The organism is Streptomyces tendae (genome assembly GCF_014650435.1).
Taxonomy (GTDB): domain Bacteria; phylum Actinomycetota; class Actinomycetes; order Streptomycetales; family Streptomycetaceae; genus Streptomyces; species Streptomyces tendae.
This window is the reverse complement of record NZ_BMUY01000006.1, coordinates 86,853-113,549: the sequence shown is the minus strand read 5'-3', so window position 1 is coordinate 113,549 and position 26,697 is coordinate 86,853. Positions and strand designations below refer to the sequence as shown.

Sequence of the window (26,697 nt, the reverse complement as noted above, 5' to 3'; positions counted from 1 at the left end):
CACCCCTGACTCGGTGTGGAGACGATTTCTCACCGACAGCGAGGAAGCCATCGCCCGGTCGGCACTGCGAGAGCCATCAGCCCGGGAACGGGCCGGGCATCCGGAGTGGGACGTCCGTGTGGGCGACACCTGGAGCGACGGCGACGCACCCGCCGAACCCCCATGGCGCCACCTCGACACTCGCGGGCGAATACGCCGCCTCGGCCGCATCCTGGCAGGCGCGGCCGCGCTCGCCGTTCTGCTGGGACTCTTCTCCTGCCTTCCCGAAGAGCCCCCGGGCCTGCCCCCAGGACCCGACAGCAGCTCGCCGCCCCAGACCTCCAGTGCCGTTGTCGAGTCACCACCCCCCGCCTCCCCGTCCTTGGAGTCGGCGGATGCGGCGTAGAAAGGCTCCACGACTCGAACGCACGCCCGGACCAGCCCGTCACGCCCTGGACCGACCTCTCAACGTATTGGCTAAGCTCCAGCGGGACACGGCACGGACGGGAAGTACGCCGCGGGCACACGACTGCCTCAGGGGGCGGTGGGGGAGGCAGTGACATGACCGAGGAGTATCTGGTCGGCTACGAGCAGGTACTGACGGAGGCCGCCTCCACCGGGCGACGGCTGACCCGGGACGAACTCGACTCCAGGCGCGCGCTCGGCGAACAGGCAGCGGAGGCCGGGCACGGGCTGCGCCTCCTGGTCAGTGAGCACCTGGCCGCCGCGCTGGCCATCTGGCCCCGCTTCTCCTCACCCACGAATTCGGCCCTCGCCGCCGTCCACCAGGCGATCGACGCGTTCGCCGAGGGCTACGAACGCGCTCAGCGCCTCGCCGTACGGCAGGAAGAGGCCGCGCGCCGCGAGTTCATCGACGACCTGCTCCACGGCCGCAGCGACCTGGGCCGCCTCGCCGAACGCGCCGAGCGCTTCGGACTGCGGCTCTCCCACGCCCACGCGGTCGCCGTCGCCCAGAGCGCCACCTCCTACGACGAGGGATCCGGCGTCGCCCGCCAGGTGGAACAGGCACTGATGACACGCTTCGGGAACCGCAACGTCCTGCTCACCACCAAGGACGGCCGCCTGCTGTGCATCGCACCGGGCAACGAGGACGACGTGCTGCCCTACTTCGCCAAGCAGGCCCACGCCGCCACCGACGGCGGCCAAGTCGCCATCGGGCGCTCCCACCCCGGACCCAGCGGCGTCGTCCAATCCTACGAAGAAGCACTCAACGCCCTCGAACTGGCCGACCGCCTCGGCCTCGACGACCCGGTACTGCGCGCCGTCGACCTGCTCGTCTACCCCGTCCTGACCCGCGACCGCCAGGCCATGACCGACCTCGTCCACGACACGCTCGGCCCACTCACCACCGCCCGCGGCGGCGCCGGCCCCCTCCTGGAAACCCTCACCGCCTACTTCGACTCCGGCTGCGTCGCCGCGGAGGCAGCGCGCCGCCTGTCGCTGAGCGTGCGGGCCCTCACGTACCGGCTGGAGCGCATTCACCACCTCACAGGTGCCGACCCCACCGATCCCGCCCACCGCTACATGCTCCAGACCGCCACCATCGGCGCCCGGCTCCTGGACTGGCCCGCACGAGAAGGCTGAGCCCGCTGCGTGGCATCCCTCCATCGTCGTCGGCGACGTGCGTGCCCGACCCTCGACCGCGTCCGCATAAGAACTCCTAACGAAATGCCGTGCGCGACAGTCGGTGTGTCAGCGGTGACCGGATTTCTTGCGCGCCCAGCGCACACGCCACAGCACCACAGTCCCAGGTTCAGAGCGCATGTGCGGCGGCACTAATCGCGCGGGCACGTTGAAGAGGATGATGCTGATCTCGCAGGCCATACATGCCAGCACGATGAGCACCGCTATCAGGACGACGGCTGCTTGGCCACCGGTCATCTCAGCGTCCAGCAGTCCCAAGAAGACAAGAGGAGTGATCGCCCAGAGCGAGGTCGCGGTGACACCCACGGAGCGGACCTCGCCTCTCCTGACCTCCTGGCCGAACGGCAGGACAGTGAAGGAAGCCAAGAAGAAGTCCACCAAGGACGCGTTGCGCCAGAGTTGAGCTGCCTTCCACGTCATGAAGGCAGCCCCTGTCATCCACACGAGCCCGATCGCATAGGCCACGCCGCATCCCCCGCCGCTCATCGACCGTCTTCGCGATCTCTTACGGTACGCCGCCCTACGCTCCATGGCTTCAGATCGGTTTGACAAGCACGCTCACGACTCACCGGGCCACCCGGAGGCGCCTCCAGCAGATGAGCACACATCCGAGGGTCAGGAATGCCTCGTGGATGTCGTCGCGTCTCCCAGCGGATTCGCAGGCGGCGGAACCAGTGCAAGTGGGCGAACGCGCGTTCAACGAACCGGCGTTGAGCGCCGAGCCCGGAGCCGTGCTCGGTGCCGCGGCGGGCAATCTGCGGCTTCACCCCGAGGCCCCAGACCAGGCGGCGGTACTTGTCGCGGTCGTAGCCGCGATCGCCCAGCACTACGTCCGGTCGGCTCCGGGGCCGACCGCGCTTGCCCCGCACGGGCGGTACGGCCTGGAGGAACGGAACCAGCTGGGTGACGTCGTTGCGGTTGCCGCCGGTGAGGGTTGCGGCGAGCGGGATGCCGGTGGCGTCGGTGATCAAGTGATACTTACTGCCCGTTTTGCCCCGGTCGACGGGGCTTCGTCCAGTCTTGGTGCCCCCTTTAACGCCCGGATGTGGGAGCCGTCGACCACCGCCCGGGAGAAGTCCAGGGCGTTCGCACTGCGGAATTGGGCAAGGAGGGCCGCGTGCAGCCGGGGCCATACCCCGACTTCGGTCCACTCGGCCAGTCGGCGCCAGCAGGTCATGCCCGAGCCGAAGCCGAGTTCCTGCGACAGGCGCTCCCAGGCGTCCCCAGTGTGCAGCACGAACAGGATGCCCTGGAACACCAGTCGGTCCGGGTGCCGCTTGCGCCCCGGATGCTGAGCCCGTCGCTCAATCTTGGGCACAAGCGGCTCGATCACCGCCCACAACTCATCGTCAACTTCCCAGGGCTTCACCCGAGCCACCCCGCACCCCCCGGATCTTCAGTTCCGGAGTGATCCAACCACCTTGTAGATCATTTCGTTAGGAGTTCTAAGTGCATACGACATGCTTCCCGCGTCCGGATAACGGTCGGGTCTCACCTGGCGGGACATCCCCTGGTCACGAGTAGTGACGTGAGTTACGTCACTAAAAATTTGGCAAAGACGTGGTACAACAGCGCAACTTCGCAGGTGGCTCGGCCAGCCACCGGCCGCGAAGAGGCCGACCTGTTGTCGACCTGCACACCGCTCAAGCCCGGCCCGGTCACGGTCCGACACCGCACCGTGCTGCCCGGGTCCGCTCATCGGACAACGACGTTCACCCAGAGACCGCTCAACCAGGCGAGACACCCCACCCCGCCCGCCCAGCGTCACCGAGGTAACCACCGTGTCACTCGACTCCGTCACCCAGTCCGTCGACGAAGCAGTCAGCGGATTCTTCGAGCCCATAGCCCAGTGGCTGGGAGAAGTCGTCTTCTACACCGTCCCCGTCGGCGGGACCGATCTGCCGCTCATCGTCGCCTGGCTCGTCGTCGCCGGCCTCGTCTTCACCGGCTGGTTCGGCCTCGTCCAGCTCCGCAAGTTCAAACTCGCCGTCGACGTGGTGCGGGGCAAGTACGACGAGAAGGGGTCGACCGGCGAGGTCAACCACTTCCAGGCGCTGACCGCGGCCGTCTCCGGCACCGTCGGCCTCGGCAACATCGCCGGTGTGGCCGTCGCCGTCTCCATCGGCGGTCCCGGCGCCACCTTCTGGATGATCCTGTGCGGCCTGCTCGGCATGGCCACCAAGTTCGTCGAGGTCACGCTCGGCGTGAAGTACCGCGAAGTGCACCCCGACGGCACCGTCTCCGGCGGCCCGATGCACTACCTCCCCAAGGGCCTGGCCGAGCGCTTCGGCAAGAACGGCAAGACCCTCGGCAAGGTCCTCGCGGTCCTCGCCTCCTTCCTCATCCTGTTCTTCGGCCTCTTCGGCGGCAACCTCTTCCAGGTCAACCAGTCCTACGCGCAGTTGGTCTCCGTCACCGGCGGCGAGGACGGCGCACTCGGCTCCTCCGCCGGCGCCCTGCTCTTCGGCATCCTGATCGCCGCCCTGGTCGGCATCGTCCTTCTCGGCGGCATCCGCTCCATCGCCAACGTCACCAGCAGGCTGGTGCCCGCCATGGCCGGCATCTACATCGTCGCGTGCCTGATCGTGATCCTGGTCAACATCACCGCCGTCCCCGACGCCGTCGTCTCCATCGTCGAGGGCGCGTTCAACCCCGAAGGCGTCGCCGGTGGTGTCCTCGGCGCACTGATCATCGGCTTCAAGCGGGCCGCCTTCTCCAACGAGGCCGGCCTCGGTTCCGCCCCGATCGCCCACTCCGCGGTCAAGACCAGGCACCCCGCCAGTGAGGGCCTGGTCGCGCTGCTCGAACCGTTCATCGACACCGTCGTCGTGTGCACGATGACGGCGCTGACCATCGTCATCGCCAACCCCGCCAGCTGGGGCGAGGCCCGTGCGGGCGAGGACATCGGCGGCGTCACCATCACCTCCGACGCCTTCGAGACGGTGCTGCCCTGGTTCCCCTACATCCTCACGGTCGCCGTCCTGCTGTTCGCCGTCTCCACGGTGCTGACCTGGGGCTACTACGGCCTCAAGTCCTGGACGTACCTCTTCGGCCGCAGCCGCGCCAGCGAAGTGACCTACAAGGTCGTCTACACCGTCTTCGCCGTCGCGGGCTCGCTGCTGACCCTGCAGACCCTGATCGACATGGCCGACGCCTTCCTCTTCACCCTCGCCGTCATCAACATCATCGGCCTCTACCTCCTCGCCCCCGTCGTCAAGCGCGAACTGCGAACCTTCCTCGACTTCGTCCGGGCTCGCAAAGCAGACCCGAACGCCGGCAACGGCGGCGACGACGACCAGGAGCCGGTGAAGACCACCGTCTGACCGCTCACACGGCCCGGCTCCTCAGGAACGGGCCCGTGCCCACCCCGCGCCTGGGCGAGCACGGGCCCGTTCACATATCGGCAAGTCGGCAAGTGGACACTGATTGAGCCCGATTCACGTGACCCGGCAGCTCTCCGGGAGCGGTGTCTTCCCTCCCTTGCCGAGCAAACGGCGCGCAACGCCCCCTTACACAGGGACGGGCAGCCCGTGCTCGCGAGCGTATGCCGCACGGCAGCTCTTCGCGCAGAACCCCACGGTCCGGCCCTCGTGCTCGAGAGTGACGGCCCCTCGCCCCAGTCGCACATGCATGCCGCACATCGGATCGACCGTGACCCCTTCGGGAAGGTCGGCACGGGCAGCATCGGTCCGCGCCCGGTACTCCGCAGTCATGCGGCCGACGACATCATCCGCGGTACCGGGCTTGCCGTCCATACCAATGCTTCCCTCGGCGATGCCGACGACGTTGATCCACAGATGCCCCTCGGATCGCTCCCACCCGTACGAACGATCGAGGCGACGCACCGCGCGACGCACCATGCCGATAGTGGTCCGCGACATCTCGGCGCGCCACGCCTCCGGCACCGTCACTGTGACCCACAGCGGCGGCACGTTCCCCGGCCTCCACGGACCATCGCCTGTGGTCCAGCCGTCAAGCTCACGGAAGCCGACGTGCATCATCGCGCGCGCACGGCGCATCGTTTCCTCCGCCACGCCCTCTTCCGCACCGACCAGCACCCGGCAGACTTCACCGGCGAGCTCTTCACGGTCGTCAGCGGTCAACGCACCACGCGGGCAGGCGATCTCGATGAGGAACATCCAGGTCCTCCAGGGTCGAAAGCACTCGTTCCACCATACCCCCCAGTGGTATAAAGCGCCCGCGCTCGAACCGCAGAGGCAGCCCACTGTCGCGGCACCATGCGGACCCAGGTGGCCATGACGATCCTGACCGCGGAACGCAGGAAACCTGCGCCGAAACGGGCATCCAGCCGCGACGGATGGCGTCCTCGCCGGGGCGTCCGGTTCGTCGGCGAGGAGACAGCCTCGGTCGCGTTCAGTGCGATGCTCACGGCACTGCGGCCAGGGCGTACGCCTCCGTCCGCCCGCCACTCGTGATCCACAGGTACTGGCACTCAGGCGCGTGACCGAGCGGCAAGAGCGCGGCAAGTGTTCGTGCACCGTGGAGTGCCGCGAGGGCCCTGCGAACCAAGGCGGACACCGGGTCCGTCGACCGGGTGAAGGGCGCGAAGCCAGCCTCGCGAGGCAGACCGCAGGCGGGGAAACGGTCAAGGAAGAGGCATACGAGGCGCTGATGGGGCACGGTCGGTGCCTGGGCTGGGCCGGGATGCTGCTAGCGGCGGTCTCGGTCGCGCTGTCGCTGCTGCAGCCGACCAGCAGGTCAAATGCCCGTCATGAAGGTGAGTTCAAGGTGGGACTCTCGGAACGCGTCCGAACCGGCGCATGGTCGCCCACATGGCCGCGATGCTGCCCGGGGTGCGGATGAACGTCGACCCGGAGCCCGGACCGGACCGGGGCGCCTTCCAGATCGGCAGCGAGCGCTACCGACTGGAGGCGGGTGTCACGGAGTACGTGCTGCTGGCCCGTCTGACCGCCGGGGACCGGCGCGAGGCCCGGCCCGCCTTCCTGTTCTGCGGCCAGCGCGCGATCACCAACCAGGCCGCCACCCGCTACCTCGCCCGGCACCACGAGAAACTGGCCCGCAAACACGGCAACAACTCCTTCGTACTGCTGCTCAAGGTCGTCAACTCACAGGCGTACGGCCCGGACGTGGTCGAACTCGTCGGCGACGTCACCCGGGCCGCGACCAGCCCCCTGCCGACCCCGGCACCTGCCTCCCGCACCTCCCACCGGGCCTGAAGCGCGACCGTCTCGGCCGAGCCCTTGGTCTCGATCACCCTTGGGCTGCGCTGGACCGCATACCCGCGAGTGAAACCGCGTCTTCGCCTTGATGGTGAGGGGAATATCTGTATCTCCGGACACCTTGTTGGTGATCATGCGCGTCTTCCGTACCTTCGCCCGCGTCTACGCCAACGACCTGGATGCCGTGCTGGCTCCGCTCGCCACGATCGCGGACGAGCCGGTCAGCACCCGCTTCACGATGCCGAACGGCTTGGAGTTGGCCACGGTCGGCCGCGTTCTGGTGGTGGCGGGCGATGATCGAGTGCTGGAGCCATACCGGGCGACAGTGGCCACGCTCATCGTCGATGACCTCGACGAGTGCCATGCGCTGCTCACCCGGACCGGAGCGCAGGTCGTGCGTGGTCCGCAGGTCGTTCCCACTGGCCGGAACCTGACCGCGAAGCTCCCGGGGGGCGTCCAGATCGAATACGTGGAATGGGATGAGGCGCAGTGGGAACGCGCCGGAGGTCGACCAGTCTAAAAGCTTCTCTTCCTGGCGGTCATGCGACCCGGGACGGCAACGGCTCTCGGGCAGTCACGCGGCAGTGGATCACCGAGGCGGCAGCGTCGGGTCTGGACCCGCACGTGGCACGAATCTGTCGCCGGCCAGGTGCGCGGTAATGCGCGTGAGCAAGGGCAAAGCGTCTTGCAGTTGCTGTTGTTCGGCCAGGGTGAGCGTGTCGTCGATGGCGTTGTGCAGGGAAGCGGTGCGGCGGGTCCGCTCGTGGCACAGGCGTTCGCGTCCAGCAGGGGAAATCCGGAGCAGGACCTTGCGGCGGTCGTCGGGGTGGGGCTCGCTGACGATCAACCCGGCGGCCGACAACTCTTTGACCGACTTCGCGGCCGACTGATGGCTCACCAGCCGTCGTTGCGCCAGTTCGGCAGTGGTCTGGGGGCCGTCACGGTCGAGGTACCCAAGGATGGCAGCAGCGCCTCCGGGCATCGTGTCAACGGTTCGCACCGCCCGGACCAGCGCCCCGACCGCCTGCCGCAGGTCTTCGGCCAATGTTTCGTCCATCTCCCCATCCTACCGACCCGACCACAGACTAGTTGTACAGTTTGGTTGTACAGATTCGTTGTCTGCCTCAAGGATTGAGCTGTGCGTATCACCAAGTTCGGGCATGCCTGTGTGCGTATCGAATCCACCGGCCGACGTCTGGTCATCGACCCGGGTGGCCTGACCGATCCCCGCGTGCTCGATGACGCTGACGCTGTGATGGTCACCCACGAGCACTTCGACCACTTCTCCGAAGACACCCTGCGCCAGGCCCTCGCGAAGAACCCGCGCCTGCGCCTCTTCGTCAACACGGCCGTAGGCGCCGAGTTGGCCGATCTCGGTTCACGTCTCACGGTGGTCGGTGCGGGCGAGGTCTTCACCGCGGCAGGCTTCGAAGTGAAGGTCTACGGGACCTGGCACGAGGTGATCCACCCCGACATGCCGCGGGTGGTCAATATCGGCTTCCTGGTCGACGGTGCGGTGTTTCATCCCGGGGACGCGCTCACCGTGCCTGATGCTGCCGTCGATACGCTGTTGCTGCCTGTGCACGGCCCCTGGTCCACCACCGGGCAGCTGATCGACTACGTGCGCGAGGTGTCACCGCGGCAGACCGTCGGCATCCATGACGGCGCCCTGAACGAGGTCGGCGGAGCGATGGTCGCCGGGCTCCTGGGCAGTACCGGCCCCGGCATCGGTTGTCCGTATGTGCGGCTGGCTCCGGGAGCGTCCACGGGGATCGGCTGACCATGCGGTGCGCCTGACCGTCCGGTCGCGGTCACGACAGGTGGCGGACGATGTCGGCGACGGCCTCCGGCTGGGACAGGAACGGGTGGTGGCCCGCCTCCACCTCGACGACCTTGCCCGCACGGCGGGAGAACTCACGCTGCGCGGCCACCGGGGTGCCGCGGTCCTCGGTGCACACCACGTACGTCGTGGGCACGTCGTGCCACGCCGCCGCCCGAACGGGCTGCCCGGTCACGGCCAGCGTCTGCCGGACCAGACGGGCCGCCGCGTCGCGGGCCAGGTCCGGCGGGCAGTCCTGGACGAACGTCTCGGCGAACAGCTCGGGCCGAGCGCCGAACGTGCCGCTGACGGGATCGAAGTCCAGGAACGGTGGGGGTACGTCGGCTCCGAACGTCGACAGGGACTCGCCGGGCTCGGGCAGATAGCTCGACACCAGCACCATGTGCCGCACCGCTTCCACCCCCGCCGCCGCCTCGGCGGCGACGATTCCGCCGTAGCTGTGCGCCACGACCACGGTCGGCTCGTCCCCCTCGGTCAGGACCCCGCGCACCGCGGCGACGTCCTCGGCGAGTCCTGGACCGTCCGGCCCGGCCGGCCGGTCGCCCTCGCCGCAGCTCGGCAGTGCCGGGGCAGCGCTGCCGATGCCGTGCTCGCGCAGGGCCGAGGCCGCCGGGTGCCACCACCACGACCCGTCACGAACACAGGCCCCGTGCACGAATACAACGCGCATCTCTTCCTCCTCGAATCCGGGTGCCGAGCTCCACGATCAACGGTAGACGTAGCTCCGGTTACGTGAAAAAGTGCGGCGATGGGTCGACACAAGCAGCCCGAGATCCGCGACCGAATCCTCGACGCCTGCGTCGACCACGCGCTCGCGCACGGGCTTCCCGACCGCCTGGAGCCGTTGGCGGCGGCCTCCGGCACGTCGGCCCGGATGCTCATCTACCACTTCGGGACCCGGGACGCGTTGCTGCGGGAAACCCTGCGGCGGGCACGGCGACGTCAGCGCGACTTCTTCGGCGAACTGGTCTCCCCGCGGCCCGACGAGCCCTATCCGAGCACGCTGCGACGCGCATGGCGGGTCATGACCGGCCCGGCGGGCCGGCCGTACCTCACCATGTTCGGCAGACTCCGCGAGAACGCCGAACAGCAGTTGTGGCCGGGCTTCGGCCGCGAGTCCACCACGGACTGGCTGCAGCCGTTCGAGGACGGCCTGCGCGGCATCGGCCGTCCTGAACTCGCCACCCTCGTACTGGCGGTCGTGCGCGGTCTCATCATGGACATCGAGACCACGGGTGATGTCTCGCGAGCCGACCGGGCCTTCGAGGACTTCCTCGCCGCACTCGTCCTCGTCGCCGAGACTCCCGAGACGGCTGGGAAGCGCCACCCGGCCTGAACGCCGGTTCCCCACGTGCGGCGGGCCGGTGGCGGTCAGGACCGGCGCGCCTCCGGGCCGCCGCCGACCGCCGCCGTGCTGGCGCGTACGACCAGCACGGGCTCGACGGAGGCGGGTTCCGGCGCCGCGCCCGGATCCGCGATGTGCCGCAGCAGGTGGGCCACGGCGAGGGCACCCATCTCGGCGAACGGCTGGGCCACCGTGGTCAGCGAGGGCGAGCAGTACTCGGCGAGCGCGATGTCGTCCACCCCGACCACGGAGATGTCCCGCGGCACCCTGCGCCCGGCCTCGTGCAGGGCCCGGATCACCCCGAAGGCCATCTCGTCACTGGCCACGAACACCGCGGTGACGTCGGGGATCTTGGCCAGGACCAGCCCGTTGCGGTACCCGGAGGCGGGCGTCCAGTCCCCCTCGAGCACCGGCGGCACGGACAGCCCCGCCTCCTCCAGGGTGTCGCGCCAGCCCGCGCAGCGACTGGCCGCGTCGAGCCACTCCGGGGGCCCCGACACGTGCCAGACGGTCTCGTGGCCCAGCTCGATCAGATGCCGGGTCGCCAGGCGGGCCGCCAGGGTCTGGTCCACGGCGACCACCTCGGTGGCCGGTGTCCTCGATCCGTCGACGGTGACGGTCGGCACCGAGCGGGTGAGCCGCTCGATCCTCGGGCTCACGTGCACCAGCGGCACCGAGAGGACGACCCCCTCGACGTCCTGCTCCGCCAGCCGGGACAACGCGCCCTCGATGGCCGCGGTGTCCAGGGACGCCGTGGCGGCGGTGCTGACCGCGTACCCGGCCTCGCGCGCCGCGGCCTCGATGCCGAAGAGCAGGTTCGCGCGGGAGTAGAAGGTGGTCCGCAGCGTCACGACGCCGATCGTCCGGCTGCGCCCCGACGACAGCACCCGCGCCGCGTTGTTCTTGCGGTAGCCGAGCTCCTCGACCGCGGCGAGCACCTTGGCGCGGGTCGCGTGCTGGACGTTGGGGTGACCGGCCAGGGTGCGGGACACCGTCTGGGCGGAGACCCCGGCGAGCCGCGCCACGTCGGCCATGCCGGGCTGCCGGGCGGCACCGTCGTCGGCCGTCCGCCCGCTCCCGGGCGTCCGGTCGGCTGCCGGCGTTTCCGATGACATCGCTCGCCTCTCCATGAAAACCGCGGTCCGGGCCGCATACGCAGGTATTGCTCCCGCACCCCGGAGTCTAGCCAGACGCGACCCATTGGCATCGATAACATCCTCTGCCATAGTTCCCGCCAACGCGGACCTCGCGTGGACCAGGTTTCTCTGCAGACGCCTCTGTCGACACAGAGAAGGGCGAGCGGCAACGAGATGGCAGCGATCAGAGCGAAGCGAGCGGCCGGAGCGCACAGCCCGACATCCTCATCATCTTCCTCCCCACCGTCCTTCCCACCGTCATCCTCTCCGTCTTCTCCACCGTCCTCCCCTCCGCCTTTCCCATCGGGACTCGGACGACTGACGCGCCCCGGTGCCCTCGTCGCGGCGCTGGCCCTGGCGGCCGGTCTGCTGTCGACCGCCGCCGTGCCCGCGGGCGCGGCCCCGCCCCGGGCCGCCTCGGCCCCGGCGACCGCGCCGGGGACACCGGTGGAACTGAGCCGGGGCGGACTGACCGTCACCGTGGCCGAGGAGTTCCCCCAGGTGATCTCCTACCGGCTGGGCCGGCGCGCTCTCGGCGGGCAGGCGACGGCGCTGGACAGCTTCACCGTCAACGGCGTGGCCCACCGTGCCACCACCACCATGAAGGCGGAGGCCAGCAGGGCGACCTACACCTCCACCTTCGAGGACCTGCCCGGTCTCACGATCACCTCCACCATCACGGTGACCGGCAGCACCACGGTCGTCTTCGCCGTCGAGAAGATCTCGGGCGAGGCCGCGTCGGGCGTGCGTACCCTCGCGATCCCCGGCCAGTCCCTCGTCTCCGTCGACTCCGCCGACCCGGGCGCCAACCTCGCCCGCACGAAGATCTCCACGGACTCGACCACGACCGCCGACCGCTTCATCCCCGTCACCGGCGACACCGTCCCGGACGAGGAGCCCGTGGGCACCCCGTACGCGTTCGTCGGCAACGCCCAGTTGTCCGCGGGCGTCATCACCAACGCGACCGAGGACTCGCCGCAGGACGACAACACCAACTGGAACACCCGCCTGCAGTCCAGCATCGTCGACGCGGGGCAGGGGCGGCGCCGGGCGGAGCTGTCGGTCGGCACGTACACCTACCACCCGCAGGGCGCGACCGACCCGCGGGTCGACACCTACGAGCTGCCCCGGGCGACCGTGGTTCTCGCCGCCGACGCCAACGGGGACGGCACGGTCGACTGGCAGGACGGCGCCATCGCGCACCGGGAGCACATGCGCCGACCGCTCGGCGCCGACCGGGTGCCCGAACGCGTGGTCCAGCGCATTCCGTTCAACTTCGCGAGCCAGGCCACCAACCCGTTCCTGAAGACGCTGGACAACACCAAGCGCATCTCCATGGCCACCGACGACCTGGGGCAGTGGGTGCTGGAGAAGGGGTACGCGAGCGAGGGCCACGACTCCGCCCACCCCGACTACGGCGGCAACGAGAACGTCCGCGCGGGCGGCTGGAAGGACCTGAACCGCCTCACCCGGACCGGCGCCGACTACAACGCGGACTTCGCCGTGCACGTCAACGCCACCGAGGCGTACGCGCAGGCCAGGACCTTCAGCGAGGACATGGTCGAGGGGCAGCCGAACGGCTGGGACTGGCTCAACCAGGCCTACCACATCGACCAGCGCAAGGACCTGGGCACCGGCGCCGTCCTCGACCGCTTCAAGCGGCTCCGTAAGGAGGCACCGGGCATCAGGACCGTCTACATCGACGCCTACTACTCCAGCGGCTGGCTGGCCGACGGTCTCGCCGCCGAGCTGCGGAAGATGGGCTTCGAGGTCGCCACCGAGTGGGCGTACAAGTTCGAGGGCACCTCGCTGTGGTCGCACTGGGCCGCCGACAAGAACTACGGCGGCGCCACCAACAAGGGCATCAACTCGGACATCGTCCGGTTCATCGCCAACTCCGACCGCGACGTGTGGAACGTCGACCCGCTGCTCGGCGGCGCGAGCGTCGTCGAGTTCGAGGGCTGGACCGGCCAGGACGACTGGAACGCCTTCTACCGCAACATCTGGACCGACAACCTGCCGACCAAGTTCCTCCAGCACTTCCAGGTGCTGGACTGGGACCGCGGCAGGTCCGCGCGGCTCACCGACGGTGTGAGCGTGCGCTCCGTCGACGGCGAACGGCGGATCTCCATGGACGGCACCGAGGTCCTCAGGGGCGACGCCTACCTGCTGCCCTGGCAGAACGCCGGGAAGGACGACGGCACCTCCTCCCCGGTCGACGCCGACAAGATGTACTTCTACAGCGCCTCCGGCGGCGCGCACACCTTCGAACTGACCGAACGGTTCGCGGGCGACGAGGACTTCACCCTCTACGAACTCACCGACCAGGGGCGGGCGAAGAAGACCCGGGTGACGGCCCACGACGGGCGGGTGACGCTCACCGCCGAGAAGGGGCAGCCCTACGTCCTCGTGCCGAACGGCGGCGGGGCGCCGCACCGGAACGCCCACTACGGCCAGTACACCGGCCTGTCCGACCCCGGATTCAACGGCGGGCACCTCGACGACTGGAACGCGCGGGGCGGCGCGGAGATCGTCCGGGCAGAGAACGGCGACAACGTGGTCCGCCTGGGCGACGGCGCCTCGGGCATCTCGCAGCGGGTCCGCGGCCTCACCCCGGGCAATCGGTACACACTCGCCGCGGACGTCGAGATCGGTCCGGGCGAGCGCCGGGCCACGACGCTGCGGGTGCGCGGCGGCAAGGACACGGAGCCGAAGACCTTCGACACCACGCCGGCCCGGAACCGGATGGCGTCCGACGAGAAGCGGGACACCTACTCCCAGCGGGCCGCGGTCTCCTTCACCGCACCGCGCGACGGCACGGTCACCGTGGAACTCGGGGCCGCCCCGGGCCGTGCGGCGGTCGTCCTGGACGACGTACGCGTCATGGCGGACACCACCGCCCGGCTGCCCCGCGCCGGGGACGGCACCGTCGTCGCCCACGACGACTTCGAGGGCAACCAGCCCGGCTGGGGGCCGTTCGTCAAGGGCGACGCCGGCGGCGTCACCGACCCCCGCACGAGCGTCAGCGACCTGCACGCGCCCTACAGCCAGAAGGAGTGGAAGAACACCTACTCGCCCTACGACTCCGGCACGTTGAAGGGCAGGGCAGTCGACGACGTGCTCGCCGGCCGGCACTCGCTGAAGTCCCACGCCGAGAACACGGGCCTGGTCCACCGCACGACCCCGGCGACGGTGCCCTTCGAGGAGGGCCACAGGTACCGGGTCTCCTTCTCCTACCAGACCAACGTCGAGGGCCAGTGGGCCTGGATCACCGGCGCGGACCAGGTGGCCGACGGGAAGACCACCTCCCGGGACATCACCCGCGAGGTGCTGGCACCGGCCCTGGACACGGCCTCCTACTCCCGTGAGATCGTCGCCGGCTGCGGGGACACCTGGGTCGGGCTGCGCAAGCTCGGCAGCGCCCGGGGCACCGATCTGGTCCTCGACGACTTCACCGTGACCGACCTGGGCGAGGCGGGCACCGGGGCCGCCTGCGCCGCTGTCACGGCGCCGTCCGGCACCGAGCTGAGCCCGGGAGTACCCGGCGAGTACGTCACGGCCTTCACCAACCACGAGTCCGCCGACGCCGAGAACGTGGGCATCGCGTTCCAGGGGCTGCCCGAGGGCTGGAAGGTGGCGGTGAAGGAGAAGGACGGCAACCTCTTCGAGCGGGTGCCGCCGGTCGCGACCGTGCGCACCACCTGGCTCCTCACCCCGCCGGCCGGCCCGCCCGGCACCTCCCCCGCCTGGCAGGTGACCGCCACGTACGCCCGTGCGGGAGCCACCATGACCGTCTCGTCCGAGGCCCGCGCCACGGTGACCGAGGAGCCCGTTCTGCCACCGGGCGCGATGACCGCGACCGCCGACTCGGAGAACGGTTCGTCGGGGGCCGCCGAGGGGCCGGTGTCCAACGTGCTCGACGGTGACGCCGGCACCATCTGGCACACCGACTACACCGCCTCCCAGGCACCGTATCCGCACTGGGTGACGCTGGAGCTCGGCGGCGCCGCGGACATCGACGGGTTCGGCTACCTGGGCCGGCAGAGCGGGGGCCCGAACGGCCGCGTCGCCGGCTACGAGGTCGCGGTGTCGGACGACGGCGAGGACTGGACGACGGTGGCCCGCGGCACCCTGGAGGACGACCCGCGGACCCAGCGCGTCTCCTTCGACCGCGTCCGCGCCTCCTACGTGCGGTTCACCGCGCTCGACGCGCTCAACGGGCAGCCCTACGCGGCCGCCGCGGAGATGCGCGTGTACGGCCTGCCCGTGGACCTTCCCACGGGCTGTCCGCCGGGCGAGCGTCCCGCCGACCTCCGCTGAGCCACCCGCCGGGTGCGGCCCGCCCCTCTCCGGAGGCGGGCCGCACCCGGCCGCCGTCCGCCCGGGGCGTCAGTCGAAGGTCTCGACGTACTCCTGGGACGGCCCGAGGTCGGGGCGGTCGTGCAGGGCGATCCGGTCGCCGAGGCGTTCCAGTTCCAGCACGGTCAGGGTGTTGTCGCCGGGGCGCAGGAGCGGGCCGGGCAGGTAGAGCGTGGTCTGCGGTCCGATCTCCCAGTAGCGGCCCAGCAGGAAGCCGTTGACCCACAGGAACCCCTTGCCGAACCCGGGCAGCGCGACGAAGGTGTCCGCGGGCTCGGCCACGGACAGGACCGCGGTGGCGAACCCCGCCCGGCTGTCCGAGGGGGCCGCCGCCGCTGCGCGTGCCGTGTCCCTCGGCGTCCAGGTGTCCAGCGGCAGCGGACGCATCGTCCAGCCGTGCACCAGGCGCCGCTCCACCCGGACGCCGCCGAGGATGCCCTTGCCCTGGCCGAGCAGCGGGCCGTAGTTGATCCGCCCCTGGTTCTCCACCAGCAGCGCCAGCCGGACCGGCGCTCCGGAACCGGAGACGGTGAACGAGGCGCTCTCGCGGTCCAGTACGGCGACGGGAGCGTCGTCGACGAACACCTGGGCGCGGTCGTGCAGACCCGTGACGGTGACCTCGTGATCCCCCGGGGGCAGCAGCGGTGCGGCCTCGTAGAGCACCAGGCCGGACGCCAGGGAGAGTTCCTCGAAGCTCAGCGGCAGCGGGGCGGTCACCGGTTCGGCCACCGCGCGCAGCGCGTCGAGCAGCGCGGCCCGCCGGGTGACCGGCAGGTCACGGGGGGCCAGCAGCGGCGGGTCGGGGGGCAGCAGGCGCCGGGGTGCGGCGCCGTCGAGCGCGGTCAGCCTGTCCCGCAGGGCGAAGAACTTCGGGGTCAGGGCGCCGTTCTCGGCGACGGGGGCGTCCGAGTCGTAGCTGGTGACGGTCGGCCGGATGGCGCCGCCGTCGTGGTTGGCGCCCGCCCACAGCCCGAAGTTGGTGCCGCCGTGCGCCATGTAGAGGCTCACGGAGCCGCCCTCGTCGAGGATGCCGCCGAGGTCGTCGGCCGCGTTCGCCGCCGACCGGACGTGGTGCTTCTCCCCCCAGTGGTCGAACCAGCCGTTCCAGAACTCGGCGCAGAAGAAGGGCTCCCCGGACCGGCGCGAGCGCAGCAGCGCCGCGGCCTCGGCGGGACGGGAGCCGAAGGTCGCCGCCGCCAGTTCGCCGGGCAGGGCTCCGCCGTCCTGCATCAGCGGGGTCGGTCCGTCCGCGGTGTAGAGCAGTTCGGTGATGCCCCGGGTGACGAGGGCGTCGCGGATGTGGCGCACGTAGGAGTGGTCGTCGCCGTAGCTGCCGTACTCGTTCTCGATCTGCACGGCCACGACCGGTCCGCTCCGGCCGGCCTGGAGCTCTGCGACCCGGGGGATCAGCTCGTCGAACCACCGGTCGACCGCGTCGAGGAAGGGCCCGTGGGACGTACGCAGCCGCATGCCTGGGGTGCCGGTCAGCCAGGCGGGCAGGCCGCCGTTGTCCCACTCGGCGCAGATGTACGGGCCCGGGCGGACGACGACGTCCAGCCCCTCGTCCTGGGCGAGCCGGAGGAAGCGGGCCAGGTCGCGCGGGCCGTCGAAGCGGACGTCGCCCTCGGCGGCTTCGTGGAAGTTCCACGGGACGTAGGTGTCGACCGTGTTCAGTCCGAGGGCGGCCAGCCGTCGGAGCCGGTCGGCCCACTGCTCGGGGTGGACCCGGAAGTAGTGCAGCGAGCCCGACAGGAGGCGGTGCGGTTGCCCGTCGCGCCGGAGCGTGCCGTCGGCGTACGTGAGGGCGGATCGCTGCACAGTGCCTCCTTGACGGCGATGGCGCGGAAACCGGGACCGGCCATCGGTAGCTGCGACTATGGCAGATCATGTTATCGATGCCAATCGCTGCCAACCGCTCTGATGCCGAGTTCGACCACGGCATCGAGGAGCTCGAAAGCCGGGCACGGAACCGCGCCCGGCCCAGCGGTCACCTCCTGTTCACGCGCCCGCCACCCCTCACCCGTGCCGGGAACTTCCTTGTGCCACAAGGGCGTTGAGGCCGATGCGGGGCTGAAGAGGAGTGGACATGACACAGGAGCTCGCACGGGACCCGTGGCGGCTGCTGCTGATCGAGGACGACCGGGAACTGGTCGGCATGCTGTCCGACGTGCTGCGGGACGAGGGCTACGCGGTCGATGTCGCGACCGACGGCCAACGGGGTCTGCACCTCGGTCTCACCCGCCGGTACGACGTCTTCGTCGTCGACCGGCGGCTGCCGGTGCTGGACGGCCTTGACCTGCTGGGCCGGTTGCGGAACCGCGCGGTGCGCACCCCTGCCCTGATGCTGACCGCGATGGGCACCGTGCACGACCGGGTCGACGGCCTGGACGCCGGCGCCGACGACTATCTGGTGAAGCCGTTCGAGCTGGACGAACTCGGGGCCAGACTGCGGGCCCTGTGCCGGCGTTCCCTGGAGGGCAGTGACGTCCTGCGGATCGGTACGGGGCGCCTGCACATCGGCCTGCGCGAGGTCGAGTCGGCGGACGGCGAGCGGATCGCGCTCGCCGCGCGCGAGTTCGCCCTGCTGTGGGTGCTCGCCTCGCACCCCGACGTCGTCCACACCCGCGCGGAGCTGCGCCGACTGGTGTTCCAGGAGGCACCGGCCTCCTCCATCGTCGACACCTACGTCTACTACCTGCGCCGCAAACTCGGTCGGCAGGTGGTGCATACGGTGCACGGACTTGGCTACCGCCTGGGGGCGTTATGAGCGCGTCGGCGTCCGGGGAACGGGTGGCCGTGAGCCGGGCCCGGCTGCGCGTCGCCGTACTGACCGGCGCGATCATCACCCTGCTGGTCACCGTCGTCGGCGGCATCGCCGACACCGTCATGACGCGGGCGCAGAGCGACCAGGTGTGGCGGGAGCTGCGCTACGGCGCGGAGCGCGGGGACCTGTCCAGTCCGCCGGTGTGCACCTGGCTGTTCGCGCGCGGCGCGGTCCCGCTGGCCAACGCCCCGGCGGGCTTCCCGGTGGAGAGCGACATGCGGCGGGTCCGCCGGACCCACGAGGCGGTGGAACGCACGGTGCGGCGCGACGACACCCAGTACCTGGTGCGTACCCAGGTCAGGGCGGACGGGAAGGTCGTGCAGGCGGTGTTCGACCTGCGGTTCCAGCTGGCCGACCGCCGGCACCTGTGGTTCGCGCTGGGCGTCGCGGAGGTGGTGGGCCTGCTGGCCGCGGCCGCCACCGGGGTGGTCCTGGGGCGGCTCGCGGTGTCCCCGCTGGCCGAGGCACTCACCCGGCAGCGCCGGTTCGTCACGGACGCCAGCCATGAACTGCGCACCCCGGTCACCCAGGTGTACACGCGGGCGCAGCTGCTGGCGCGGCAGGCGGCGGCCCAGGGCTTGCCCGCCCCGCACCGTGACGGGCTGACGCGGCTGGTCGGCTCGGTCGGCCGGCTCGGCGAGGTGCTGGACGACCTGCTGCTGTCGGCGAGTCTCGCGGCGGGCCCGGCGCGGCCGGCGGACCACCGGCCGGTCGACCTGGTGGCCCTGGCCCGTGCGGTGGTCGCGGAGGAGGCGGACCGGGTCCGCGACGGCCGTCTCACCGTCGTCGTGGACGGTCCGCGCCACCCCTTGTTCGTCGACGGTGTCGAGTCGGCGCTGCGCCGGGCCGTCGGGGAGCTGCTGTCCAACGCCGTCGGACACACCCCGCCGGGCGGGCGGGTCGAGGTCGCCCTGGCCCGGGCCCGCGGGACGGTCACGCTGACCGTCGCGAACACCGGGAAGGGCTTCGACCCGGCGGAGGCGGAACGGCTCTTCGAACGGTTCCACCGGGGCGGATCCACCGGCCGGTACGGGCTGGGGCTCGCGCTGCTGCGGGAGGTCGTCACCCACCACGGTGGCACTGTCGCCGCGACCGGACGCCCCGGGCACGGCGCCCGGTTCACCATCCGGCTCCCGGTGGGCGGCTCCCCGTCCGTGTCCGTTCCGCCACCCCGGGGCCGGACGCCCCGCCTCGCACCGCGCCGGGTCAAGGCCGGGCGTACCTGACCAGCAGGCGGGCGGCGACGCGGACGTCCGAGTCCAGCGGGCGGTCCGGGTCGACCGGGGGGATCGCCTCGGTGAGGGCGTCCAAAAGTTCCCGGCACCGGGGTGCGGTGGGGCGGCGGGCTCCCACGTGGGCGGCCTGGCGCAGGCCGAGGGCGAGCGACCCGCACAGCAGGCCGAGCAGTTCCGCCGAGTCGTGGGCGCGCAGGGCGGCCTGCGTGCCGAACGGCACCACGTCCTGGTTGTGCAGGTTCGTCGGCAGGCTCTGCATGCCGGCCGGGGTCGCGGCGCGGCGGATCTCCGCCACGAACGCGGTGCTGGCCAACTGCACGCCCTGCAGACCGTGCTGCGCCCCGGGCTCGGTGGCGAGCATCGGCGGCAGCCCGCCGTTGCGGGCCGGGTCCACCAGGAGGTCCAGCTGGCGTTCGGCGAGGTTGCCGAGTTGGGCGGTGACGGAGGCGAGCAGGTCGGCGGCGAACGCGGCGGGCTGCCCGAAGAAGTTCCCGCCGTGCACGACCTTCCCCTCCCCCACGCCGTCGGTGCCGGCGCCCGTGCCGGGAGCGGGGAAGAACAGCGGGTTGTCGCTGACCCCGCCGAGGTCGGCGGCGACGACACCGTCGACGTGGCGCAGCGCGTCCTCGGCGGCGCCCAGCAGCTGCGGGGCACAGCGGATGCTGTACGGCTCCTGCAGCGGCCGGGTGCCCGAGGGCGTGCCGCCCGCCAGGGTGTGCCGCATCCGGCCGCCCACGTCGACGGCGCCGGGGTGGCCGTAGACCCGCAGCAGGTCGGCGTCGAGGAAGCCGGTGTCGCAGCCGAGGAGGTCGGTCAGCAGGCAGCTGAGCGCGGTGAGCGAGCGGTGCGCGGCGCGCACGGCGTCGAGGGCCAGCGCCGTGGCCGCGGTGGTGACGGAGGTGCCGTTGACCAGGGCGAGCGCGTCGCGTCCGTCGAGGGCGAGGGGGCGCAGTCCGGCGGCGGTCAGCGCCTCGCCGGCCGGCATCCGGTCGCCGTCCAGGTAGGCGTGGCCCCGGCCGCGCAGGGCCTGGGTTGCGTAGGCGAGCGGGATGAGGTCGCCGCTCGCGCCGACGGAGCCGTAGCGGGGGACGGCGGGCGCGAAGGTGGTGGCGAACATCGCCGCGAGCCGGTCGACCACCTCGGCCGACACCCCCGAGAGCCCCTGGGCGAGGGAGCGGGTGCGCAGCAGCAGCGCGGCCCGCACGATCTGGGGCGCCAGGTCCGGTCCCTGCCCCGCGCCGAGGTGCGCCAGGGTGTTGTCGCACTGGTCGGCGTCGTCGGTGCGGCCGGCGTAGCCGACGAGGGCGCCGAAGCCGGTGTCGGCGCCGTAGATCCGGCGGTCCGCGCCGCCGGGTCCGTGCCGCAGCGCGTGGAAGAGGCGGCGCCCTCGTTCGACGCGGGCGCGGGCCGCCTCGTCCACCGCGACGGTGAGCGGGAGTGCCGCGCGGCGCAGGTCGGCGGCGTCCAGGGGGCCGGAGAGCGGGACGGTGTCCGTGGGAGTGAGCACACCGGGGAACGTAGGCCGCGGATCTCAGAGCGCTCTGAAATCCCGTGGCTACCTTCCGTGGCATGAGCCATGACTGCCATGACTACCTCATCATCGGAGCGGGCCCCGCCGGCCTGCAGCTCGCCTCCTTCCTGGAGCGGGACGGCGCGGACTACGTCGTCCTGGAGCGCGGCGGCGTGCCGGGCGCGTTCTTCACGCGCTTCCCGCGGCACCGCTACCTGATCTCGAACAACAAGGTGCACACCGGCTACGACGACCCGGAGCTGCGGCTGCGGATGGACTGGAACTCGCTGCTGAGCGACGACCCCGAGCTGGTGTTCACCCGGTACAGCCCCCGCTACTTCCCGGCCGCCGACGATCTGGTGCGCTATCTGGCGGACTTCGCCGACCGGACCGGGGTGCGGGTGCGGTACGACACCGCCGTACGGCACGTCACCCGCGACGACGAGGGGTTCACCGTCACCGATCAGGGCGGAACGCGGTGGCGGGCGAGGCACCTGGTGGTCGCCACCGGCATGCCCGTGCCGAACCTGCCGTCGATCCCGGGCGTCGAACTGGCCGAGCGCTACGACACCATCGACACCGACCCGGCGGCCTACACCGACCAGCGGGTGCTGATCATCGGGCGGGGCAACTCGGCGTTCGAGACCGCCGAGAACCTGATGGAGAACGCGGCGGTCATCCACGTGGCCGGATCGGGTTCGCTGCGCATGGCCTGGCGGACGCACTACGTGGGACACCTGCGGGCGGTCTACAACAACTTCCTGGACAGCTACCAGCTCAAGTCCCAGAACGCGGTCCTGGACGGCCGGGTGCTGGACATCCGGCGGGACGCGGACGGCTACCGGGTCCAGTTCGCCTTCGAGCGCAACGAGGACGTGGTCAAGGACCTGCGCTACGACCGGGTGATCGTGGCGACCGGGTTCCGCTGCGACGTCTCGCTCTTCGACGAGACCTGCACACCGGACCTGATGGTCGACGGCCGCTTCCCGCAGCTGACGCCGCTGAGCGAGTCGGTCAACGTACCCGGCCTGTACTTCGCCGGGACGCTGATGCAGGGCCGGGACTTCCGGAAGGCCACGACCGGCTTCATCCACGGCTTCCGCTACATGGTGCGGGCCCTGCACCGGGGACTGCGCCAGCGCCACCACCAGGACCCGTGGCCCGCGACGGAGTTGGGCGACACCACGGAGCGGGCCGTGGACGCCGTGATCGGCCGGGTCAACCGGTCCTCGGCCCTGTGGCAGCAGTTCGCCGTCCTCGGCGACCTGCTGACCCTCGCCCCGGACGGCACCATGCGCTACGCCGAGGAGGTCCCGGTCGCCCACGTGCCGGACGCCGTCGCCGCCGGGGACTTCGGGGACGTCGAGGCGCACGCCGTGATCACCCTGGAGTACGGCAAGGACCACGACCTCGTCGACCCCTTCGACGTGACGGCGGGCCGCGGGTCCCAGTACGACGTCTCCGGCCTGGACGGCCGCTATCTGCACCCGGTCGTGCGCTGGTACCGCCAGGGCGCGTTCGTCGCCGAGCACCACCTCGCGTCGAACCTGGAGAACGAGTGGGACACCGAGGAGTACCACCGCGCCCCGCTGCGGACGTTCCTCGCCGCCCGGCGCGACGCGGTGGCACCGGTGGCGCCGTGACCCTCGGCGAACTGCACGACGCGGCGCGCGCGGCGCTCGACCCCGTCCACTACGACTACGTGGCGGGCGGCGCGGGCGAGGAGCGCGCACTGGCCGCCAACGGCCGGGCGTTCGACCGGTACGCGCTGCTGCCCCGGGTGCTGCGCGGCGCCGCGCGCCGGGACACCGCCGTCGACCTGCCGGGCGCCCGGCGGGCGGCGCCGGTGGTGGTCGCGCCGACCGCGTTCCACCGGCTGCTGCACCCGGACGGGGAGCGGGCCGTGGCGCGGGCCGCCGCGGCCGAGGGCGCCGTCCTGGTGACGGGCGTCGCCGCGACGACGGCGGTGCCGGCCGTCGTCGCGGCGGCCCGCGAGGCGGCCCCGGACCCGGCGGTGTGGTTCCTGCTCTACCCGCACCCGCGCCGGGAGGTCACCGAGGCGCTGGTGCGGCGGGCCGAGGAGGCCGGCTGTTCGGCCCTGGTCGTCACCGCCGACTCGCCGTGCTTCGGCCGGCGCACCCGGGACCTGCGCAACGGCTTCGACGACCTGCCGCCCGGCTGTGCCGCGGAGAACATGCGCGACCTGCCCGGCGCCCCGCCGGGCACCCTCACCGACATCCCGATGCACCCGGCGGCGTCCTGGCGGGACTTCGCCGAGACGGTGGGCATGACCTCGCTGCCCGTGTGGGTCAAGGGGGTGCTCCATCCGGCGGACGCGCGGCTGGCCGTGGAGCACGGCGCGGCGGGCGTGATCGTCTCCAACCACGGGGGCCGCCAGTGCGACACCGCCGCGGCGTCCCTCGACTGCCTGCCCGCGGTCGTCGACGCGGTCGCCGGCGCGGTGCCGGTCCTCCTGGACGGCGGGGTGCGCCGGGGCGGTGACGTGGCCGTCGCGCTCGCGCTGGGAGCGGCGGCCGTCGGCGTGGGACGCCCCGTGCTGTGGGGGCTGGCGGCCAAGGGGGCGGCGGGCGTCCGTGAGGTGCTGCGGACGCTGCTCGACGAGTACGACCACACGCTCGCCCTGTGCGGCGGGCGCCGCAACGCCGACCTGAGCGCCGACATGGTCGTCCGCGGGGACGCGGCGTGGTGAGCGGCACCCGGCGGCCCGCCTCGTGGTGGCTGCCGCGCACGGTGGTGGCGCTGCGCGTACGGGTCTTCGAGAAGGTCAACGGCGACCGGGTGGTGACCCTCCCCAACCCGGCGTACGGCCCGGAGGTGTTCGAGCGGGTGTACGCGCATCCCGCCGCGAACGGCCGGAGCGCGGGCGCGGGGCTGTCCGACCTGTTCTGGTACTGGCTCGCGCCGGGTCCCGAGGTGCACCAGGAGCACCTTGAGCCCGGTGAGCGCTACGACGAGGTCGCCGCGACGACGCGGCGCATCCTCGCGGGCTCCTCCGCCGCACTCGCCGAGGCGGCCGGGCGGGCCGTCGCGGACGTCCTGGACACACTGCCCGGCACCCGCGTCAGTCTGGTGCGGCTGCGCGACCTGCTGATGCCCGCGTGGGCCGCCTTCGCCTACGAACTGGTCTTCCGACGGCCGTGCCCGCCGCACGCCCGGGACCTGATCACCGCGCACGCCGACGACGTGATCAGTGCCCTGAAGTGCACCGGGCTGCGGCACCCGCGGCGAAGGGCACGGCTGACGGCGTATCTGCGCGAGCGGATCGCCGCCGGAGCGGTGCCGCACCGGCTGCCGGCCTCGCTGACCCCCGCCGAGCAGGCGCTGTATCTGCAAGGGACGTTCTTCAACACGGCGGTCGTCCAGCTGTCCGAGGCGACCGCGCACGTCCTGCTCGCCCTGGCCCGCCACCCGGGCGTGCAGCGCCGTCTGTCGGAACACCCGGACGACGACCGGTACCTGGCGCGGGTGATCGACGAGACGCTGCGCCTGTACCCGCTGTTCGGCATCGCCCACCGCATCACCACCAACGAGGTGCCGCTCGACGACACGACGGTGCTGCCGACCGGGTCCGTGGTGTGCTTCAGCTACCCCGACTACCAGGCCACGGGCCACGAACGGCCCGACGAGTTCGATCCGGACCGCTGGGCGGACCCCGCCGTCAGGAAGGCCCGGTACATCCCGTTCGGGGTGGCGGCGAACCGTCCCTGCCCCGCGTGGCGGGTGTCCCCGATCGTCCTGCGCGTCGCGGTGCGCGAGGTGCTGCACCGCTTCCGGCTCGACTCGACCGCCTCGCACACCCGCTCCAACCCGCACCGCGCGCCCTGCCTGCTGATCCCCCGCGGGCTGGTCCCGGGGCGGCGCCGGCTGGAGACCCTGCGCCGGTTCGTCCGGCTGCGCGACGCCGTGGAGGACGTCACCCGGGGGGTGCGGCAACTGGTGCTCGGCACGCTCATGGTGCTGCACGCCCGCCGGCTGCGCCTGGCGGGCCGGTACTTCGAGGAACCGCGCTCCGGACGCTGTCCGGTCGCCCACCACAAGGAGAGCAAGGTGAGCAACGGATGAGCACCACGGAACTGGGCCCCGCCTTCTTCATCGCGGTCGTCGTGATCCTCGCGGTCTGCCGGATCGTCAGCCGGCTCCTCCAGACGGTCGGGCAGCCGCCCGTCGTCGGCGAGATGCTCGCGGGCGTGGTGTTGGGCCCGTCGGTGCTGGGCGCCCTGCTGCCGGGCGTCGAGTCCGCCCTCTTTCCCACGGAACTGCGGCCGGTGCTCTACGTGGTGGGACAGATCGGGCTCGTGGCGTTCATGTTCCACGTCGGCTGGGACTTCCGCGCCGACCGGCTCCGGGGGGTGGCCCGGTCGGCCGGACTGGTGTCGGCGGCGGGGCTGGTGGTGCCCATGGTGCTGGGGGTGGCGCTCATCGCCGCCGTCGGCGAACGCACCGGTGCGCTCGCCCCGGACGTGTCGCTGACGGTGTCCGGCCTGTTCGTCGGTGTCGCGCTGGCGGTGACGGCGTTCCCGATGCTGGCCAGGATCATCGCCGAACGGAACCTGTCCAAGACCCGGTTCGGCGCCCTTTCCCTGGGTGCCGGAGCCGTCGACGACGCCGCGGCCTGGGTCCTGCTCGCCGGGGTCTTCCGCATCGCGGGCGGCAGCGCCGGAAAGGTCTCCGTGGCCGTCGCCGGGGGCCTCGGCCTGATCGCGGTACTGGCCGTGGGCGTGCGGCTGCGCGACCGTACGGCGCTGCTCGCCGAGCGCACGGGCGCCGACCAGCTGCTGCTCGCCCTGGTCGGCGTGCTGTTCCTGATCGCCTGGTACACCGACGTGATCGGACTGTACGCGGTGTTCGGCGCGTTCAGTCTCGGCGTCGTCTTCCCCCGCTCGCCGCGGCTCGACGACACGGTCCGCACACTGCAGCCGGTGGGGGCGGTCTTCGTGCCGCTGTTCTTCACCTACTCGGGGCTGAACACCGACTTCACCCTGCTGGGTTCGGGTCCGGTCCTGCTCTTCACGGCGGGGTGCGTGGTGGTGGCGGTCGTCGGCAAGTTCGGTGCGTGCTGGCTCGCGGCGCGGCTGGCGGGCGAGCCCAACCCGGTCGCGCTGCGGGTGGGGGCGCTGATGAACGCGCGCGGACTGATGCAGCTGGTCGCCCTCAACCTGGGACTGGCGGCGGGCATCGTGACGCAGGCGATGTTCAGCGCCCTGGTGGTGGTCGCCATCACGACGACCGTCATGGCGACGCCGCTGCTGGCCTTGTTGGACCGACGGGACCGGGGGCGCGCGGCTCGCCCGCGGGAGGCTGTCACCGTGGGGCCGTGAGCGGGGCCGGTATACGGGGGCCCGTATACGGGGGGCCGGTATACGGGGGGGCTGGTGCACGGGGGCCGGTGCAGGCGGCGGCCGGGCAGATGGCCAGTGCAGGCGGCCGGTCCAGGCGGCTGGTCCAGGCCGCCGGTATACGGGGGGCCGGTGCACGGGGGCCGGTGCAGGCGGTGGCCGGGCAGACAGCCAGTCCAGGCGGCTGGTCCAGGCAGCCAGTGCCGACGCCCGATGCAGGCGCCCAGTACAGGTGCCCGGTGTGCT

Annotated in this window: 19 protein-coding genes and 2 pseudogenes; 13 read left to right on the top strand and 8 right to left on the bottom strand. The window is 71.6% G+C overall.

Features of this window, described 5'->3' with window-relative positions:
- Positions 1–540: 540 nt before the first annotated feature.
- Positions 541–1,584 carry a PucR family transcriptional regulator gene (locus IE258_RS17775; RefSeq protein WP_189744613.1) on the top strand — a complete coding sequence of 348 codons (1,044 nt, stop codon included), beginning with the start codon at positions 541–543 and terminating at the stop codon, positions 1,582–1,584.
- A 108-nt stretch (positions 1,585–1,692) separates the two neighbouring features.
- On the opposite strand, the gene IE258_RS17770 is transcribed toward IE258_RS17775, so the two are convergent.
- Positions 1,693–2,109 (bottom strand): hypothetical protein, encoded by a 417-nt coding sequence (locus tag IE258_RS17770; protein ID WP_189744611.1) that lies wholly within the window; start codon positions 2,107–2,109, stop codon positions 1,693–1,695.
- A 100-nt stretch (positions 2,110–2,209) separates the two neighbouring features.
- Positions 2,210–3,022, bottom strand: a pseudogene (locus IE258_RS17765) (IS5 family transposase).
- Positions 3,023–3,425: 403 nt separating this feature from the next.
- Here IE258_RS17765 and IE258_RS17760 point away from each other — a divergent pair.
- Positions 3,426–4,967 (top strand): alanine/glycine:cation symporter family protein, encoded by a 1,542-nt coding sequence (locus IE258_RS17760; protein ID WP_189744537.1) that lies wholly within the window; start codon positions 3,426–3,428, stop codon positions 4,965–4,967.
- Between the two features lie 186 nt (positions 4,968–5,153).
- Here the strand turns inward: IE258_RS17760 and IE258_RS17755 are convergent, their stop codons facing one another.
- Entirely contained in the window at positions 5,154–5,783 is a 630-nt protein-coding gene (locus IE258_RS17755; RefSeq protein WP_189744609.1) for a hypothetical protein, read from the bottom strand.
- A gap of 621 nt (positions 5,784–6,404) precedes the next feature.
- On the opposite strand from IE258_RS17755, the pseudogene IE258_RS17750 reads away from it, so the two are divergent.
- Both IE258_RS17750 and IE258_RS17745 read left to right on the top strand, forming a co-directional pair.
- A pseudogene (locus IE258_RS17750) lies at positions 6,405–6,842 on the top strand (hypothetical protein); the annotation flags it as partial.
- Between the two features lie 136 nt (positions 6,843–6,978).
- Positions 6,979–7,365 carry a hypothetical protein gene (locus tag IE258_RS17745; protein ID WP_189745024.1) on the top strand — a complete coding sequence of 129 codons (387 nt, stop codon included), beginning with the start codon at positions 6,979–6,981 and terminating at the stop codon, positions 7,363–7,365.
- Positions 7,366–7,434: 69 nt separating this feature from the next.
- On the opposite strand, the gene IE258_RS17740 is transcribed toward IE258_RS17745, so the two are convergent.
- Positions 7,435–7,902 (bottom strand): MarR family winged helix-turn-helix transcriptional regulator, encoded by a 468-nt coding sequence (locus IE258_RS17740; protein ID WP_189744607.1) that lies wholly within the window; start codon positions 7,900–7,902, stop codon positions 7,435–7,437.
- Between the two features lie 81 nt (positions 7,903–7,983).
- Between IE258_RS17740 and IE258_RS17735 the strand changes: the two genes are divergently transcribed.
- Positions 7,984–8,625 (top strand): MBL fold metallo-hydrolase, encoded by a 642-nt coding sequence (locus IE258_RS17735; RefSeq protein WP_189744605.1) that lies wholly within the window; start codon positions 7,984–7,986, stop codon positions 8,623–8,625.
- Between the two features lie 31 nt (positions 8,626–8,656).
- Here the strand turns inward: IE258_RS17735 and IE258_RS17730 are convergent, their stop codons facing one another.
- Positions 8,657–9,355 carry an alpha/beta hydrolase gene (locus tag IE258_RS17730; RefSeq protein ID WP_189744603.1) on the bottom strand — a complete coding sequence of 233 codons (699 nt, stop codon included), beginning with the start codon at positions 9,353–9,355 and terminating at the stop codon, positions 8,657–8,659.
- 78 nt (positions 9,356–9,433) lie between these two features.
- On the opposite strand from IE258_RS17730, the gene IE258_RS17725 reads away from it, so the two are divergent.
- On the top strand, positions 9,434–10,021 hold the full coding sequence (locus tag IE258_RS17725) for a TetR/AcrR family transcriptional regulator (protein ID WP_189744601.1): 588 nt from the start codon (positions 9,434–9,436) through the stop codon (positions 10,019–10,021).
- Positions 10,022–10,056: 35 nt separating this feature from the next.
- Here the strand turns inward: IE258_RS17725 and IE258_RS17720 are convergent, their stop codons facing one another.
- Positions 10,057–11,145 carry a LacI family DNA-binding transcriptional regulator gene (locus IE258_RS17720; RefSeq protein WP_229892185.1) on the bottom strand — a complete coding sequence of 363 codons (1,089 nt, stop codon included), beginning with the start codon at positions 11,143–11,145 and terminating at the stop codon, positions 10,057–10,059.
- Between the two features lie 405 nt (positions 11,146–11,550).
- Between IE258_RS17720 and IE258_RS17715 the strand changes: the two genes are divergently transcribed.
- Positions 11,551–15,486, top strand: coding sequence for an endo-alpha-N-acetylgalactosaminidase family protein (locus IE258_RS17715; RefSeq protein WP_229892184.1), 3,936 nt, complete (start codon positions 11,551–11,553; stop codon positions 15,484–15,486).
- A gap of 69 nt (positions 15,487–15,555) precedes the next feature.
- Here IE258_RS17715 and IE258_RS17710 read toward each other — a convergent pair whose 3' ends face one another.
- Complete coding sequence (locus IE258_RS17710) at positions 15,556–17,343, bottom strand: glycoside hydrolase family 35 protein (RefSeq protein ID WP_189744597.1); 1,788 nt, start codon at positions 17,341–17,343, stop codon at positions 15,556–15,558.
- Positions 17,344–17,611: 268 nt separating this feature from the next.
- Between IE258_RS17710 and IE258_RS17705 the strand changes: the two genes are divergently transcribed.
- Together IE258_RS17705 and IE258_RS17700 are read left to right on the top strand one after the other, a co-directional pair.
- Positions 17,612–18,292: a response regulator transcription factor gene (locus tag IE258_RS17705; protein WP_189744595.1), complete on the top strand. Its 681-nt coding sequence runs from the start codon at positions 17,612–17,614 to the stop codon at positions 18,290–18,292.
- Complete coding sequence (locus IE258_RS17700) at positions 18,289–19,575, top strand: sensor histidine kinase (protein WP_229892173.1); 1,287 nt, start codon at positions 18,289–18,291, stop codon at positions 19,573–19,575. The genes IE258_RS17705 and IE258_RS17700 overlap by 4 nt, the downstream gene beginning before the upstream one ends.
- Here IE258_RS17700 and IE258_RS17695 read toward each other — a convergent pair.
- The gene (locus IE258_RS17695) at positions 19,556–21,091 is read right to left on the bottom strand and encodes an aromatic amino acid ammonia-lyase (RefSeq protein WP_189744593.1); all 1,536 of its coding nucleotides are present in this window, start codon (positions 21,089–21,091) and stop codon (positions 19,556–19,558) included. The two genes, IE258_RS17700 and IE258_RS17695, sit on opposite strands and share 20 nt — an antisense overlap.
- A 62-nt stretch (positions 21,092–21,153) precedes the next feature.
- Here IE258_RS17695 and IE258_RS17690 point away from each other — a divergent pair, with 62 nt between their 5' ends.
- From IE258_RS17690 to IE258_RS17675, 4 genes are read left to right on the top strand one after another with little or no spacing between them, the layout of a single operon-like run.
- Complete coding sequence (locus tag IE258_RS17690; protein ID WP_189744591.1) at positions 21,154–22,737, top strand: NAD(P)-binding domain-containing protein; 1,584 nt, start codon at positions 21,154–21,156, stop codon at positions 22,735–22,737.
- Complete coding sequence (locus tag IE258_RS17685) at positions 22,734–23,804, top strand: alpha-hydroxy acid oxidase (protein WP_189744589.1); 1,071 nt, start codon at positions 22,734–22,736, stop codon at positions 23,802–23,804. Before IE258_RS17690 ends, IE258_RS17685 begins: the two co-directional genes overlap by 4 nt.
- Positions 23,801–25,177, top strand: coding sequence for a cytochrome P450 (locus tag IE258_RS17680; RefSeq protein WP_189744587.1), 1,377 nt, complete (start codon positions 23,801–23,803; stop codon positions 25,175–25,177). Before IE258_RS17685 ends, IE258_RS17680 begins: the two co-directional genes overlap by 4 nt.
- Positions 25,174–26,433, top strand: coding sequence for a cation:proton antiporter (locus tag IE258_RS17675; RefSeq protein ID WP_189744585.1), 1,260 nt, complete (start codon positions 25,174–25,176; stop codon positions 26,431–26,433). Before IE258_RS17680 ends, IE258_RS17675 begins: the two co-directional genes overlap by 4 nt.
- Positions 26,434–26,697: the final 264 nt, after the last annotated feature.